This window comes from Stenotrophomonas sp. YJH_SMC_4, from assembly GCF_059371575.1.
Genome location: NZ_JCAFUR010000001.1, coordinates 374,169 through 388,326, shown reverse-complemented (window position 1 = coordinate 388,326; position 14,158 = coordinate 374,169). Strand labels below are relative to the sequence as shown.

Genomic DNA, 14,158 nt, shown 5'->3' with positions numbered 1-14,158 from the left:
CGACTTAATCCCCTCCGTCCCCTTTTTGTGTGGCCTATCGGCGGTTCACGCCGCGCAGGGTGCCCTGCGCATCGAACTGCAGGCGCACGGATTCGCGGTCACCGGCGACGTCATCCGGCAGCCACACCAGCTTGCCGCCTTTGCGCACGATCACGTAGACGTGGCCGACTTCGGATGCGGGGTTCTGCAGCGCGTTGCGTTGTTCCTGCAGCGCCTGCGCCACGCGCGGCACGGCCTCGAAATCGATGCTGGCCAGGGGTGTGCTGCTGCGCTGCAGGCTGATGGTCGGCGCGAACTGCTGCGGGTTCACCGGATTGCCCTTGCGCCACTGGCCACGTTCGAAGTGGTAGCTGTCGACGTGGCCCGGCTGTTGCGGGTCAACCAGATCGAGGTTGATGCGGCCATCGTCGTAGAAGTGGATGCTATGGAACACCGTCAGCCTCTGGCCGGCCAGTGCCGGCAGCTGCTCCAGTGCCTGGCGCGCAGCCTGCAGGTAGTCCGCATCGAACAGGCGATTGTTGCGTTCGGGCGCCGCAGCGGTACTCGCCGCGGGGAAGGCGGCCGGGGACGGCACAAGCGATGCGGGTTGCTCGCGCGGCGACTGAGACGAGACGGAGGGTGGCAACCGGTCCGGCTGTACCGAATGCCCCAGCGTTTCGCTGATGGTCTGCAGGGTGCCGCCGGCAATGGCCACGCCCGCCAGAACCAGCAGCAGTACCAGGAACACGGTGTGGGTGGAGGGCGGCTGTTTCATACGCCCTCCAGGCGCACGTTGCCACGGTCATCCGGGTCGTACAGCAGGGTCACGTTTTCGCGCGGGATGTTGGCTAGATCGATCAGCGGGATGAAGCGGCGCACGCTCACCTGCTGTACGCGGCCGTCGCGATCGGTGTACTCCAGCTGGAACTCCACCTGCGGCTGTTCGTTGAGGTAGGTGCCGGTCTGACGCACCTTCAGCACCCTGGCCTCAACGCCGATGCCGCGGTACTTCAACGCGTCGCCGCGCGCATCAGCCTGCAGCAGGCGGCCAAGCAGGCGCAGCCCCAAGATGTACCCACACAGCACCAGCGGGCACACCAGCAGCGGGTGGCCGAAGGACAGGAAGGTCCAGCCAAGGCCCTCGCTCTGCAGCCGGTAGGCCGCCACATAGGCAGCGGCTACCAGGACGATGCAGAGCGCTGCGCCGATGCTTCGCCGCCACAGGCTGGCGACATCCAGTTCGGGCTGGGCACCGTCCAGTACCACGTTCGGGAACGCGCCCGGCACCCGGCTCAGGCGTGCATCGACGTGCCTGCCGACGCCGAAGCGCTGCAGTTGCGGCTTGCTGTCGACCACCAGCAGCTGTTCGCGGATCGGCGTGCCGGACAGGTTCTTGAAGGACAGCTGCAGTTTCCATTGCGCGAAGCCACGCACCTGTACGCCGGTCTGTTCAGCATGTTCGATCAGCGCATCGCGCGGTTCGCCATCGGCGAGGATCGAGCGGACGCGATGCAGGGCGCGCGGTGGGCCGAGCAGCAGGAAATGCAGGAACGCGAACAGCAGAGAGAGCCATGCAGCCAGCGACAGCACAAGCAGCAGCAGGGACAGCCATGGCGCGCTGCGATCAGCCAGCGCCACCGGCCAGGAGGTTCCGAAATAGAGGATGCAGGGGAAGGGCAACGCGAAGAACAGCAGGAACGCGCCCCAGAACCAGAGATAGGCTTTCATGGGGAAGGTGGCAGACCGGTGGAACAGGCCGCGTAGCGTACTACGCTCAGCGGAACTGCAGGGTAAGCAGGTAGTAGCGACCCAGTGGATCGTCCAGCCCCGGCAACTGCCCACCATTGCCGACCAGGTAGTTCACCGGTTGCGCATCAAGCACGTTGTGCACGTCCAGCGCCGCGATGACGCGTGTGCCCAGGCGGCGCGCCAGGTGCAGGTTCCAGCGCAGCTGGCGCGGATTCATGCAGTGGTTCTGTTCGATCTGCCGCTGCGGGCACTCGGCGCCGGGCAGCCATGCGCGGGTGCGGCCCACCTGGTTGCCGCGCAGGGCGATGTCCCAGTTGCTGTTCTGCCATTGCACGTTGAGGACCGCCGCCATCTCGGGCGTGACATGCCCGCGCAGGTCGATCGCCGGCTCGTGGTCCCGACGGCGGCGCAGCTCCTGCTGCTTCAGCGCGTCCAGCGAGAACAACCACTGGCCGGTGCTGCCGGTGTCGACCCGGTATTCGCCACGCAGCACCCAGTTGCGGGAAGTGGTGCGGCCGATATTGTCGAACGACAGGCGGAGGCTGCTCAGGTTGCCATCCTCATCCAATTGCCAGGTGTCACGGTTCCACACGGCATCGGCCGGCTGCAGCGCGAGGATCTCGTTGCGCAGCTCGACGATGTTGTGGGTCAGCGAAAGCGAGAACGCATCGCTGGGTGACCAGGTCGCCGCCAGTGAATGGCTGCGTGAGCTCTCGGCCTTGAGCGCGTTGTTCTCCTCCACATCCGCAGTGACCACGCAGCGGCCGTCCGGCTCGCTCTGTGCACAAGGTGGCAGTGCGCTTGAGACGGGCAGGGTAAGGGTGCCGAACTGTCCTGGCGGGCGGCGCTGTTCGAACAGGCTGGGCGCGCGATAGCCGCGGCCGCTGGCCAGCAGGAACGACCAGTGCGGTGTTGGCGTCCAGCGCAGGCCGGCACGGGGCGAGAATGCCGTGTAGTCGCCGTCGTAGTCCCAGCGCGCGGCCAGGTCCATGCGCAGTTCCGACGTGAGTGGCAGGCCCAGTTCCGCATACGCGCCGCCACTCTGCCGCGACAGGCGCCGCTGCTGCTGCGGCAGCCCCAGTGCCAGATCGCCCTGGCTCAGCAGGGTGTCCGGGTGCGACGTCCAGCGTTCATGGCGCAGATCGATGCCGGTAGCCAGCTGCGCATTACCGCCCCGCATCGGCATCAATGCGCGCTGTATGCCCCACCAGCCCTGCCACTGCTCGGTAAGTCCACGGTTGCGGATCGATGGGAAGAGCGAAGTGGCTTCATCGGCGGGCAATGCATCGAAGCCTGGCAGGAACCTGAGCGACTGCGCAGCCTCGATGAACGGTTCGGCGCGCACGGTGCCCGGCGTGGCCAGGGTGACGTCGCTGCGCTGCGCGCTGATGCCGGCGTCCCAGCTGTGGCTGCCCTGGTCCCGGCCGATGCCCAGGGTGATATCGGCGTCGGTGGCACGGACCTGGGGACGCACATTGCCGGCTTCGCGCAGGACGCTGTTGAAGGTGTACCCGTACAGGCCGAGGGCGACGGCGGTCGGGCCCAGATCGAAACGCTGCCGGTTGTGGCTGGCGCGGGCTTCGGCATAGACGTAGCGTCCCTGGCCACGCTCATGCCGGTAGCGCAGATAGGCCGAGGCGGTATCGGAGGCCGGTTGAAGCGAACGAGGGCGCGAACTGTCGAACCAGCAGGCGCCATTGCGTCGTTTCAATGGTCCGTCGCAGCGCGTCGCGGGCCAGTAGTCGCCATCGCGGAAGGCGCCGATCAGGTACTGCGACGTCTCGGCGTGCCAGTCACGCTGGTCCCCCGCCAGGTGATCGACGCGATGCAGGTCGATGCCTGCGAACCAGCGGTCGCCGCTCCCGCGCAGGCCTCCGGTGGCGGCCTGCACGCGGTACTGGCCAGCGTCGCCACGACTGCTCAGACCGGTCTGCAGCGTTGCCTCCGGGCCGTCGGCCTGGTCGCGGAGGATGATGTTGACCACGCCGGACATGGCATCGGCACCGTAGATGGCCGATGCACCGCCGCGCACCAGTTCGATGCGTTCGACAAAGCTGAGTGGAATGCCGCCCAGGTCGGTGAGCCCGCCCTGTTCCAGGGACACCATTGGATAACGGGGCAGGCGCCGGCCATTGACCAGGAACAGGGTGGCGCGCGGTCCCATGCCATCCAGGCTGGTGGTGGCGGCTGCACCGACAGGCAGGTACTGCGAATCGCCACTGCGTGCGCTGCTCATCGCTGGCAGCCCGTTCATGCCGGGCAGGTGTCGCAGCAGGTCGAACAGGCTGCCGTAGCCACTGCGCAGGATGTCTGCGCGATCGATCGTGGTCACCGGCAGGGTGGTCTGCACGGAGGTGCGCGGCAACCGGCTGCCGGTGACATGGATCGGCGCCAGGTCCACCTGGGGGGGCGACTGCGGGGGCATGCGCGGGCGCGGCGCCACCGTTGCCGGAACCGGCGGCGCGACGGCGGGCGCGACGCGGATGCGGCGGACCACGAAGCCACCGGACGGTGTTCGAAGGATGGTCACCGGCATGCCGGCGACCAGCTGTTTCAGGGCCGATGCTGGATCGGCCTGGCCATGGGTGCCGTTGGCATGGAGCCCCGCCAGTTCCCGGGCATCGAACACCAGAGCGATGCCGCTTTGCCGTGCCCATTGCTGCAATGCCGAGGGCAACGGGCCAGCGTTGATGCGGTAGTCGTGGGTGGCAGCCGGATCGCCTGCGAGGGCGGCAGGCGGCGCGGCGACCAGCAGCGCCAGGCACAGCAGGGGGCGGAGCAGCCCCCACTGCAGCGCGCCTGGTCCTGCCATCACCGCAGGCCTCCTCAGTACGTGCGGCGCAGTTCCAGCGCGCCATCCGGGCGCGTCTGGCCAGCAATGGACCAGCCAAGTTCCAGCGCGGATAGCAACTCCTGTGCGTCGCCTGCGCGGAACGTGCCGCTGACTGCCAGATCGGTGATCTCCGGGTCGGCGATCACCAGCGGTGCATGGCCATAGCGGTTCATGCGTTCGACCACGATCGACAGCGGGGTGGCATCGAAGACCAGCTGCCCACGCAGCCAGCCCTCGGCGGCTGCCGTGGAGGACAACGCTGGGCCGGGCTGGATGCGCCCGGAGGGGAGTACCTGCAGTTGCTGGCCAGGGGCCAGGGTGTGCTGGGCGGCGCCGTTGCTGACTTCCACCGCACCCTCCAGCAGCGCGACCTCGACCAGGCCATCGTGCAGGCGCTCGACCTGGAAGGTGGTGCCGATATCGCGGATGGTGCTGGTGCCGGCGCGCAGCTGCAGTGCTTTGTTCGATGGCGCGACCTGCAACTGCAGGCGGCCGCGTTCGAGGTCCAGCTCGCGGTGGCGCCAGCCAAAGCGTGCGTGCAGCGTCGTGCCGGCATCGAGCATGGCTACGCTGCCATCGGGCAGGGTCAGCCGCTGCGCCTGATGCGTGTCATTGGCAAAGCGCTGCGGGGCTGGGTTGCCATCCACCGCTACCATCCAGCCCACGCCGATGGCCAGGCAGATGCCAGCGGCCGCGGCCGCAGCAGGCAGCCAGCGGCGTCGGGCAGGCCGTGCCGCACGCGCCGCAGCCGTCCGCAGCCATGGGTCCGCAGCCAGGCCCTGGCCTTGCTGGAAAAGATCTTCGGCCTGCGCCCAGGCTTTGACATGGGCAGGGTCTTCAGCCAGCCAGTCTTCGAACGACTCGCGTTCGGCAGGGGTGCAGTCCGGGGCCTCCAACCGCGCTACCCAGGCGCTGGCGCGTGCGAACAGCGAGGCGTCTTCCGTGTGCCGGTGGCTGCTCATTCGGTATCCCCGTCGTTGTGCAGCGGATCCGGTCCCAACTCCTGGCGCAGGCCCTGCAGGGCGCGGGCGATGTGTTTTTCCACGGTCTTGGCTGTAATTCCACAGTGCCGCGCGATCTGCGTATAGCTCATGCCGGTGATCCGGTTGAGCAGGTACACCTCGCGCGCACGCTCGGGCAATTTGAAAAGGGCCTGCCGCAGCAGGGACAACATCTGCCCGGACTCTGCCTGGCGCAAGGGGTCCGGCGACGGGCTGGTGGGCTCGTCGTGACCATCATGCTCGGCCAGTGACAGGTGCGGTCGCGACTGCGGCGATCGGCCGCGATCGGCCAGGCGATTGCGCGCGATACGATACAGCAGCAGGCGCAGTTCGTCGGTGCCGTGCGCGCGATAGCGGATCAGCCGCTCCATGCAGTCCTGCGCGATGTCCTCTGCATCCTCCGGCCCGACGCCCCGTGTGCGCAGGAACGCGCACAGTGGCGCGCGTTCCTCGCGTACGAACGCGATGAAGGCGTCCGCAGGCGCGGGTGGCTCCGGCGCGTGGTGGATCAGGGGGGACGGAACGGACAGGGCTGGCCTCGGCTGACGTTGACGGGTGCGCCTTCGAGTTTTACGCGACGATGACCGGATGGGGAAGAGTGTGTGGTGCCCCCTCTCTCATTGTGAATGCATTCATTTTTTCCGGCCGACCGGGCTGGGGGAGATTCCGGCGCTTTGCCGTTTGACTCCTTACCCGCGTGTTGCGGGTGGAGAGAGAGAACGTATGAAGCATTCGAAGTTGAGCCTGGCCCTGGCCGGGCTGATCGCCGTTGGCGCCATCGCGGCGGCTGATGACGTCATGGCAATGAGTTATCACGTGCAGGGGGATCGCATCTTCCTGAGCGGCGGGGTGACCTACGCCGATGTGGTGTCGTTGCCCGCGTTGCTGGCCAAGGCACAGGCCGAGGGCCGGCCGATCCGCGAAGTGGTGCTGCGCACCTCCAATGGTGGCGCGCTGATCGCCGGCGAGTGGCTGCAGGGCGTGATCCGCACGTCCGGCCTGAACACCATCGTGTCCGGCCACTGCATTTCGTCCTGCTCGATCATGCAGTCCGGTGGCGTCGAACGCTATCTGGCCGGTGATCTGCCGATCGTCGATTCGGTACAGATCCACGCGGCCAGCAACAGCGGCAAAGTGATCTACACGCCGTCGCCGCGGATGACCCAGATCTACACCGGCAACTACGGCGGTGGCATCGATGCCGGGCTGCTGCACAAGGCCATGTATGAAGTCGTGCAGCCCAACGGCCTGCTGGTGTTCCGCGATCCGGCGCGCACCACGGGTGCCTCGGTCACTTTCGATCCTGATGGCAGCGGCAGCAAGCTGGAGTCGTTCCCGGGGCAGGACATCTACAGCAACAGGGTCATCACCGCCAAGGGCTACCGCGATCCGGGCGATACGTTGAATGTCACCGCCAACGTGAGCGGCGACATCAACCCGGGCTACCTGCGCACCGGTCGCCAGCTGCAGACCTTCGTCGATGATGACTTCGCGCGCTGGAACACCAACTGGCAGTCCAGCTACATCAACCTGGCGCAGAGCATCTACAACGCCTCCAGCAATGGTCCGCAGGGCATCGGCGCGAACTCGGTACAGGACTACCAGAACGATCCCACATACAAGGCCCTGCTGCTGTCGAAGCTGCGCCTGGGCGACCTGGATGTGTCCACGCTGGACAACTCCATGGGCGTGATCCGCGTGACCAACGGCGCGACATGGCGGACCTCCGCGACCACCGGTGCCGACTTCATGCTGGTCGACAACGGCACCATCGCGCTGGAAGGCGGCGCCCTGCGCGCTTCGGAGGTGCGGGTAATGGGCGCAGGCATGCTGGTCGGCAATGGTGACGTGGCCGGCACCGCTATGGATCTCAGTGCGCTGGCCAGCGGTACCCGCCCGTCCTGGCGCGAGGACGGCTTCAACCGCCTGCGCGTGTACGGGACCCTGATGCCGCGCGGCGGCGATCTGGTCACCCATGGCTACGTCAACATCATGCCGGGCGGGAAGGTGCTGTTCGATGTGACCGAGAACGGCGGGGCGGGCAGTGGCCGCCTGCGCGTAGGCAGTTTCTTCGACAGCAAGCAGACCGACGGCGCGCTGGTGATCTCCAAAGGGGCCTTCCTCGAACTGAACGTGGCGCAGGGTTACTACGGCCAGGACTTCCGCCGTGACCTGGTGCAGGGCCCGATATACCAGGGCGGCTTCGAAGAGGTCGTGCGCCTGGGTGACACCGGCTACAGCGCCAGCATCACCGGCGGCGAAGTGTTCCGCCCGCGCCACAACTCGCTGCTGAGTTTCAACGTGAAGCAGGCCGCTGAAGGCCTGTGGCTGACCGCCAACCCGGGTTTCGACCAGCTGGGCCTGTTCACCAACGGCACTTCCGGCGATGGCTTGGGCCGCGCGCTGGCGACTGCTTCCGATCGCAGGGATGGTGGCCTGAAGTCGCTGCTCGGCGCCCTGCAGTTCGCCGACCGTGATGTGATCGCACAGCAGGCCGGTGCCCTGCGCGGTGACGCGCACGCGACCCTGCGCCTGGCCGACAACGCATTGGTGGGCAGCATCGGCAACGTGGTGCAGCAGCACCAGGCCGCGATGCGCAGTGGCGGTGATGCCGACGGCCTGGCCTCGCAGGCCGCGCAATCGGTGTCGGCGCAGCCGGGCATGCGCCACGGCAGCCTGTTCAACCAGCTGGCCATGCATCTGGTCGAGCCGGCGGCGGGTGGCGGTGAAGGCAGTGGCTTTGGTCGCAACCGTGGCCTGTGGGCGCGCGGTTTCGCCAGCCACGGCCGCATCGATGCCGACGGTGGCGTGGCAGGCTTGAGCCATAACATCGGCGGCATCGTCGTCGGCGCCGATACCCGCGTTGCCGATGACCGCGTCACCCTGGGCGTCAGCGTGGCAGCGGCGGATATGTCGACCAAGGGCCGCGACGGCTCCGACTTCAGTGGTGACGTGCGCGCGCTGGACGTGGGCGGCTACCTGGACGCGACCTATTCGCGCGGCTATCTGTCGGCGGCGGTGCGCTACACAGACCTGCGTCACGACACCCGCCGCAGCGTCAGCGGTATCGATGGCCTGCAGCAGCCGCTGCGTGCCAAGTACAGCAACGATGCGATCTCCGCGCGGGTGGAGCACGCGTTCTCATTCACCACGGGCAAGGGCCTGGTGATCCAGCCGCTGTTGCCGGTGGTGGACTACGCGCGTACCTCGGCCACGCGCTTCAATGAAGGGCAGGGTGCGGGTGCACTGGTCGGTCGCAGCGGCAGCCTGGAGAGCATCCGCGTGGGCGCCGGCCTGCAGCTGTTCAGGACCTTCGAAGGCAACAACGGCGAGCGCATTACCCCGCGTGCCCGCGTGGTCTGGCAGAAGGAACTGGGCGACTCGCAGGCGCGCTACAGCACCGGCTTCGCCGCAGCACCGGATCTGGTGTTCGGGGCAAGCAGCCAGGCCGTGGGCGAGCAGGTGCTGGCCTGGAACCTGGGCGTGACCAGCCGCGCCAGCGAACGCCTGTCGATCATGGCCGACTACGTGGGCGAGCGTCGTGACGGGCAGATCCAGAACGGCGTGATGCTGGGGCTGGGTTACAAGTTCTGAGTGGCACAGGGCACCGGCGATGTTCGCATCGCCGGTGCCATCCCCACGGACGCGTGGCTGCGGTATGGTCGGCATGGCATTCCATCCAGGTTCTTCCATGCAGATCGCCGTCTTCAGCGCCCGACCCTACGACCGTCGCTTCCTGGACGAAGCCAACCTGCGTGAGGCGGCGGGGCAGGGTTACACGTTCGTCTACTTCGATGCCGCGCTGGATGTGCATACCGCAGCGCTGGCACAGGACTGCGCCGCGGTCTGCGTGTTCGTCAACGATCGGCTGGATGCGCAGGTGCTGCGCGCGCTGCACGCGTTGGGTGTGCGGGCCGTGCTGCTGCGCTGTGCGGGCTTCAACAATGTGGACCTGGCCGCTGCGAAAGCGCTGGACCTGTTCGTCGCGCGGGTGCCGGCGTACTCGCCCGAAGCCGTGGCCGAGCATGCACTGGCGCTGGTGATGACCCTCAACCGCCAGACCCATCGTGCCTACAACCGCGTGCGCGAGGGCAACTTCATGCTAGATGGCCTGCTCGGGCGCACCCTGCATGGCCGCACGGTCGGCATCATCGGTACCGGCAAGATCGGCCTGGCCACCGCGCGCATCTTCAAGGGCATGGGCTGCATGGTGCTGGGGCACGATCCGTATCCGTCGGCGGCCTTCGCAGGTATCGGCGAGATGGTGGCGCTGGATGAACTGCTGGCGCGCGCTGACATCGTCTCGCTGCACTGCCCGCTGACGCCCGATACCCAGCACCTGATCAATGACGCCTCGCTGGCGCGGATGAAGCCGGGCGCGATGCTGGTCAATACCTCGCGCGGCGGATTGGTGGATACCCATGCAGTGATCCGCGGGCTGAAGTCGCGCCGGCTCGGCCATCTGGCGATCGACGTGTACGAGCAGGAAAGCGCGCTGTTCTTCCAGGACCTGTCCGGCGAGATCATCGACGACGAGGCCTTCCAGCGCCTGATGACCTTCCCCAACGTGCTGGTGACCGGCCACCAGGGCTTCTTCACCGTGGAGGCGCTGCAGGAGATCTCGGCGATCACGCTGGGGAACCTGCAGGATTTCGCGGCTGGGCGGGTGTGTGCCAACCGGGTAGAGGCGGACTGAGCCGGGTGGATTGACCGCCGGGGCGCCCAGCCCGTAAAATCGCGGGCTCCGCCGGAATAGCTCAGTTGGTAGAGCGGCGCATTCGTAATGCGTAGGTCGCAGGTTCGACTCCTGTTTCCGGCACCAGTTGTAGAAAAGCCCCGGCCTTGGTCGGGGCTTTTTTTATGCTCTGGTAGTGCCGGCCGCTGGCCGGCAACCCCAGAAGTGCCAGCCCATGGCTGGCAGGTCGCGATTTCTGAGCCTCGCGATCTACCCGCCCCTCCGCCTTCCCAGGCGCATGGCTCCTTGCACAGTTCCTGACCTGGCAACTGCAGCCGGTCATTCCTGTGCTATGAATACCCAGCCTTGCTTCAAGGCTCTTTCAGAGATTGGAAGGATGCGCAGGTTCGGGGGAACTGCAGGCGGCGTGTTTACCCGCTTCAGGAGATGTGGAGATCGAATTCGCAAGCTGGGGGCATCAGGCGCTTGGCTGTGTTGTGTGCTGCTGATCGGCCTTGGTCTGTCGCCATCCGCAATCGCCCAGACCACTGTGACGTACATCCACACTGACGCCCTGGGCTCGGTCGTGGCTGAGAGCGATGCCAACGGCAATGTGATCAAGCGCTATGACTACGAGCCCTACGGGGCCGTGGTCGGTGGTCAGGTCACGGACGGGCCGGGGTATACCGGGCACGTGAGCGACTCGGCAACGGGCCTGATCTACATGCAGCAGCGCTACATGGATCCGCAGTTGGGGGTGTTCCTGTCGGTTGATCCGGTCACGGCGTATGAGCAGCCGGTGGGGCAGTTCAACCGGTATAGGTATGCGAACGGGAATCCTTACAGGTTCACGGATCCAGATGGGCGAATCGTCAAGTACGCATTTGAAGGCGGAGCGACGCTGCGTGATGGTGCTGCCGTGCTCAACCATTGGATGAAGTCAGAAACCATCAGCTCTGAACTGAAGCAGATTCTCCTATCCGATGAGACCTACACCATACAGTTCAATCGCAATGGTGATTTTGGATATGACGAGAACAAGAGAATCATCAGCATTGATGTCACCTCTGGACTTCGCGTCAAATCCTCCGGGGAGATCCAGTCTCCTGCTCTGGGGGGCGGTCACGAGGTGAGCCATGCTGCCCAGCATGATCGGGTTGGATTGTCCGCTTTCCAAGCTTCGCTTGTTGCGCCACAGTCCAACTCGGAGAGCAACGGCGTGATGCAGATCCGAGTCGGCGTATCTTCGGAGGAGGCGCGGGCTACGGGGGTGGAGACCCGGGCCGCGCGTGAGCTGGGGGAGCCTGCCCGGAAGAGCTACAGCGACACGAACGGCACGGTTAATGTCTGCTCCCCCACCAGCAATCGGGAGTGTTGAATGAACCGCGTTCTGATGCTTGCGTTGGCCTTGTCCAGTGCCTCATGTCGCGCCGGTGAGGAGCTCCCTGGGCCTTGCCAGGCGGCAAGCAGTCCGGTGGAGTCCATTGCGCCGGTCGTTTCCGCCGCGACCGAGATGCAGGTGCGTGGCTCTGTCGTGGCGACCGTCGTCGTTGAAGAGGATGGGCGGGTGACAAATCCCGTCATCACGCGGTCACAGTTTGAAGCGCTGGACCGGGGGAGGGTCGACAATGCTGCTTATGAGCGCGCAGCCTTGGTTGCCGTGGCGAAGTGGCGTTTCCCTCCGGTCCCATCCCGCTGCACCAGGAAGGTCACATTCGATTTCCAACGTCTGGATTGAATGAGCCCGGTCAACCTGCTGAAACAGCAACGGCAGCGAGCAGGTGTTGAAGACCCTCATCGAGGACGACAAGAGGAAATGATCATGCGGATTGCTTCTTCAGTCGTCATTCTGGCCGCCTCGCTGCCGGCTGCAGCATCCGCTGCGCCACCTGTCTCTGTGCCGCAGGCCTGCGCGCCGACCTACTGCATTGAGGTCGGAGCCACGTTGCCCGACCGGCCGGTGACGATCCGGGTTGAATCGACGGTTCCCGCAGACGCCTCGACGACAACGGTGGACATGGGGCGTGGATTTTCAATTGGCTTCCATTCCCGGTATGTCGAATGGAAAGCCGGGCGAATGGGCCTTCCGCCCGCGCGATGGACACCAGGCAAAGCCAAGGCGAGCGCGGCAGCTTGCCTGAAGTGTGGCGCGCCGGGCTGGAATGAAGTCATGGGCATTGCCATGACCGGCATCCCCGAAGACTATGGCAATGACCTTTCCGGTATCAGTGTCTGCTTTTGGCCGCTTGATCGTTCATCGGCAGGGCACGGGGACGGCAAGTCCCTGCGCCTTGGGGAGAAGGTCTGCATCGCAGATCCGGCCCCGAGGCGCTGAGCAGCACGTCTGCGCGGAGTGCTGTCTCAATAGGCAAGGTCGAAATAGTAGATCTTCTTTGCTCCGAACACGCCGCAACCTTCGCTGGTGAGTGCGTGGAAGCCGATCGGTGTCCGCGATGACGCCGCCGACAGGATGGCCGCGTACTTTTCCCGTCCGGATTTGTCGCTGGCAAGATCGATTGTCCAGCGCCCGTCGGAAGCACACTCGTTGTTGGTGGGCTGGCCTTCCAGCCACACGGAAACGAACGTGGATTCGACAACCAGTTTGGTGATTTTTCCGGTCTGGTGTGTATCGGCCCATGCGCTGCCGGACAGCAGCAGTGCACCGAGTGTGATAGCGAGCTGTTTCATGTCTTCCCTGCAGGCCCGGGGCATCAAGCCCTATATATAGCGCAGCAGGTGCCGGATCTGATGAGCACGAGCATCACCAGTTGCCGCAGATAGCCGCCGATCACCCCGGCCAGCACCCCGGCCGCGATCCGCATGGCCAGCCGGAACCATCGCCCGGCGCGTTCCCGCAGCCAGGGCAGTACCACCGTTACCTGTGCAGCCAGCAGCAACATCACCACATCCATCCCCAGTGCATCGATCAGCGACAGCAGCGGCAGCAGGTCGGGATTGCAGGCCAGTACAAGCAACAACACGCTGCACAGCAGCGCGAAGGCGCGGCGCCCGGTGGGCAGGGTGGTCCAGCGCAGTAAACGATCAATCAGGGGCATGAATCTTCTGCTCCTTGTCAGAGCGGTGCTCGCAGGCGGTCATTCCGCGCGGACGGGCTGCCGCAGCACGGTCTTCAACCGCGCCGCGTCGGTCCTGCGCGGGTCGCTCAGGTAGATCTCATGATGGGGGCCGGCAAAGGTGTAACCCAGTGCGGGCATCAGTTCGTCGTGCAGATGGGCCAGGGCCGGACCCTCGTCATCGTAGGCGCCTACATGCAGCGTCTGCAGGCAGAGGCCTTCTTCGAGAATTTCGTGGCGAAGGCTGGCTGGAACGTCGCCCAGTTTCTTCGCCGCCTTGGCAATGGCAGCCTCCAACTGCGCTGGACTGATCCCATCCGGCGTGCGGATCATCGCCGTCCACCTCCACTCATCCTTGCGGCGTGCCACAAAGCTCGACGGATCCTCGGCGGTCCAAAGCGCTTCCAGCGGTGGCACCACGTAGTCCTGGCCCCCGGCCTTCAGGGCGAACTTCAATGCATAGCTCACCGAGTACAGCCATTGCACCGCCTGCAGGTAGGCCGGGGCGGTGTTCGGGTCGCCGCGGCCATCGACCATCAGGTAGGGCAGGGGCGGTACATCGACCGGTACGAACTGGGCGGTGGGCGGGTGATAGAGTGCCCGGTCGCGCTTCTTGAAGTCGATCTTGTCCATCGGGGTCTTCCTCCTGTGCCGAGCATCCCATGCTAGGCACCCGTCAGCACGCCTGAACCGATTCAGGTGACTTTGCCGAACGAGGGCGAACGGCCCGCGAACGTCCAGGGCCGGAATGCCGCCCTGGGTCATGCGCCCCGTCATGCCCGCGCGGTGCGACAACGTGTCGCAGCCAGAATCGGGCCTTTCCTGCGCTCGATCAATGTCAATGCCT

The 14,158-nt window shown here is 65.8% G+C and carries 13 protein-coding genes and 1 tRNA gene; 6 read left to right on the top strand and 8 right to left on the bottom strand.

Going from position 1 to position 14,158, the window contains the following annotated elements; translation table 11 throughout:
* Positions 1 to 34 precede the first annotated feature (34 nt).
* From AC5P9F_RS01845 to AC5P9F_RS01825, 5 genes are read right to left on the bottom strand one after another with little or no spacing between them, the layout of a single operon-like run.
* The gene (locus AC5P9F_RS01845; RefSeq protein WP_495231881.1) at positions 35 to 754 is read right to left on the bottom strand and encodes a hypothetical protein; all 720 of its coding nucleotides are present in this window, start codon (positions 752 to 754) and stop codon (positions 35 to 37) included.
* Positions 751 to 1,707 carry a hypothetical protein gene (locus tag AC5P9F_RS01840; protein ID WP_164225586.1) on the bottom strand — a complete coding sequence of 319 codons (957 nt, stop codon included), beginning with the start codon at positions 1,705 to 1,707 and terminating at the stop codon, positions 751 to 753. Before AC5P9F_RS01840 ends, AC5P9F_RS01845 begins: the two co-directional genes overlap by 4 nt.
* Before the next feature lie 46 nt (positions 1,708 to 1,753).
* The gene (locus tag AC5P9F_RS01835; protein ID WP_164225585.1) at positions 1,754 to 4,540 is read right to left on the bottom strand and encodes a TonB-dependent receptor; all 2,787 of its coding nucleotides are present in this window, start codon (positions 4,538 to 4,540) and stop codon (positions 1,754 to 1,756) included.
* Between the two features lie 14 nt (positions 4,541 to 4,554).
* Positions 4,555 to 5,523 (bottom strand): FecR family protein, encoded by a 969-nt coding sequence (locus AC5P9F_RS01830; RefSeq protein ID WP_049448433.1) that lies wholly within the window; start codon positions 5,521 to 5,523, stop codon positions 4,555 to 4,557.
* The gene (locus AC5P9F_RS01825; protein WP_080052359.1) at positions 5,520 to 6,029 is read right to left on the bottom strand and encodes an RNA polymerase sigma factor; all 510 of its coding nucleotides are present in this window, start codon (positions 6,027 to 6,029) and stop codon (positions 5,520 to 5,522) included. The genes AC5P9F_RS01830 and AC5P9F_RS01825 overlap by 4 nt, the downstream gene beginning before the upstream one ends.
* Before the next feature lie 256 nt (positions 6,030 to 6,285).
* Between AC5P9F_RS01825 and AC5P9F_RS01820 the strand changes: the two genes are divergently transcribed.
* The 6 genes from AC5P9F_RS01820 to AC5P9F_RS01795 all read left to right on the top strand — a co-directional run bounded on the left by AC5P9F_RS01820 (position 6,286) and on the right by AC5P9F_RS01795 (position 12,572).
* Positions 6,286 to 9,156 carry an autotransporter outer membrane beta-barrel domain-containing protein gene (locus tag AC5P9F_RS01820; protein WP_100438001.1) on the top strand — a complete coding sequence of 957 codons (2,871 nt, stop codon included), beginning with the start codon at positions 6,286 to 6,288 and terminating at the stop codon, positions 9,154 to 9,156.
* Between the two features lie 97 nt (positions 9,157 to 9,253).
* On the top strand, positions 9,254 to 10,258 hold the full coding sequence (locus AC5P9F_RS01815; protein WP_100438002.1) for a 2-hydroxyacid dehydrogenase: 1,005 nt from the start codon (positions 9,254 to 9,256) through the stop codon (positions 10,256 to 10,258).
* 50 nt (positions 10,259 to 10,308) lie between these two features.
* Positions 10,309 to 10,384: transfer RNA gene (locus AC5P9F_RS01810), tRNA-Thr, on the top strand.
* Between the two features lie 280 nt (positions 10,385 to 10,664).
* Positions 10,665 to 11,615 (top strand): RHS repeat domain-containing protein, encoded by a 951-nt coding sequence (locus tag AC5P9F_RS01805; protein ID WP_024957468.1) that lies wholly within the window; start codon positions 10,665 to 10,667, stop codon positions 11,613 to 11,615.
* Entirely contained in the window at positions 11,616 to 11,975 is a 360-nt protein-coding gene (locus AC5P9F_RS01800) for a TonB family protein (protein WP_024957469.1), read from the top strand.
* Positions 11,976 to 12,572, top strand: coding sequence for a hypothetical protein (locus tag AC5P9F_RS01795; protein ID WP_062606747.1), 597 nt, complete (start codon positions 11,976 to 11,978; stop codon positions 12,570 to 12,572).
* 26 nt (positions 12,573 to 12,598) lie between these two features.
* Here the strand turns inward: AC5P9F_RS01795 and AC5P9F_RS01790 are convergent, their stop codons facing one another.
* The 3 genes from AC5P9F_RS01790 to AC5P9F_RS01780 are packed head-to-tail and all read right to left on the bottom strand — an operon-like array spanning position 12,599 to position 13,944.
* A complete protein-coding gene (locus tag AC5P9F_RS01790; protein WP_005408578.1) occupies positions 12,599 to 12,925 on the bottom strand; it encodes a hypothetical protein in 327 nt (108 codons plus the stop codon).
* A 23-nt stretch (positions 12,926 to 12,948) separates the two neighbouring features.
* Complete coding sequence (locus AC5P9F_RS01785) at positions 12,949 to 13,293, bottom strand: hypothetical protein (protein ID WP_062606749.1); 345 nt, start codon at positions 13,291 to 13,293, stop codon at positions 12,949 to 12,951.
* Between the two features lie 39 nt (positions 13,294 to 13,332).
* Positions 13,333 to 13,944: a GyrI-like domain-containing protein gene (locus AC5P9F_RS01780; RefSeq protein ID WP_274850109.1), complete on the bottom strand. Its 612-nt coding sequence runs from the start codon at positions 13,942 to 13,944 to the stop codon at positions 13,333 to 13,335.
* Positions 13,945 to 14,158: the final 214 nt, after the last annotated feature.

Bases quoted from the DNA above. Each gene is read 5' to 3' on its own strand.
- AC5P9F_RS01845 (WP_495231881.1), bottom strand. From the start codon at position 754: ATGAAACAGCCGCCCTCCACCCACACCGTGTTCCTGGTACTGCTGCTG.
- AC5P9F_RS01840 (WP_164225586.1), bottom strand. From the start codon at position 1,707: ATGAAAGCCTATCTCTGGTTCTGGGGCGCGTTCCTGCTGTTCTTCGCG.
- AC5P9F_RS01835 (WP_164225585.1), bottom strand. From the start codon at position 4,540: ATGGCAGGACCAGGCGCGCTGCAGTGGGGGCTGCTCCGCCCCCTGCTG.
- AC5P9F_RS01830 (WP_049448433.1), bottom strand. From the start codon at position 5,523: ATGAGCAGCCACCGGCACACGGAAGACGCCTCGCTGTTCGCACGCGCC.
- AC5P9F_RS01820 (WP_100438001.1), top strand. From the start codon at position 6,286: ATGAAGCATTCGAAGTTGAGCCTGGCCCTGGCCGGGCTGATCGCCGTT.
- AC5P9F_RS01815 (WP_100438002.1), top strand. From the start codon at position 9,254: ATGCAGATCGCCGTCTTCAGCGCCCGACCCTACGACCGTCGCTTCCTG.
- AC5P9F_RS01800 (WP_024957469.1), top strand. From the start codon at position 11,616: ATGAACCGCGTTCTGATGCTTGCGTTGGCCTTGTCCAGTGCCTCATGT.
- AC5P9F_RS01795 (WP_062606747.1), top strand. From the start codon at position 11,976: ATGAGCCCGGTCAACCTGCTGAAACAGCAACGGCAGCGAGCAGGTGTT.
- AC5P9F_RS01790 (WP_005408578.1), bottom strand. From the start codon at position 12,925: ATGAAACAGCTCGCTATCACACTCGGTGCACTGCTGCTGTCCGGCAGC.
- AC5P9F_RS01785 (WP_062606749.1), bottom strand. From the start codon at position 13,293: ATGCCCCTGATTGATCGTTTACTGCGCTGGACCACCCTGCCCACCGGG.
- AC5P9F_RS01780 (WP_274850109.1), bottom strand. From the start codon at position 13,944: ATGGACAAGATCGACTTCAAGAAGCGCGACCGGGCACTCTATCACCCG.